The 401-nt window shown below is 54.9% G+C and carries 1 protein-coding gene; it reads right to left on the reverse strand.

All coding sequences use genetic code 11. The features are described 5' to 3' along the window. Positions 1-401: hypothetical protein (locus ACO0LG_RS29585; protein ID WP_423032209.1), on the reverse strand; the 401-nt coding region annotated here is incomplete at both ends.

The following is a 401-nucleotide window of genomic DNA, read 5'->3' on the forward strand; positions in this document are numbered from 1 at the left end:
GCATCATAGGTATAAGTCGTGACTTGGTTCAGTGCATTGACAACCTTGGTGACGTTACCATTGCTGTCATACGTATAGGTGGTCTTGTTCCCTCGTCTATCTGTGACAGTCTGCTGATTGTTGTCCATGTCATGCTGCATCTGCACCGCCTTGCCATTAGCGTCATAACTGGCAATCAACCTTCCACTCTGGTCGTACTCAAACCTCGCCGCCAGCTTGCCGTTCGGGTCGGTATAGCTGATGAGACTGTGGTTGGCGTCATAGGTCATCTTCGACACCGCGCCATTGCGGTCGGTGACGCTGATGAGGTCCCCCGTGGCGTTGTAGGCGTAACGGAGCTGTTTGCCTGCCGGGTCAGTGATGGCGGTGATGCGGTGGCTGGCGTCTCTGGTAAAGGTGGC

This window comes from Undibacterium sp. Ji42W, assembly GCF_049340405.1.
In the GTDB taxonomy this organism is placed as follows: Bacteria; Pseudomonadota; Gammaproteobacteria; order Burkholderiales; family Burkholderiaceae_D; genus Undibacterium.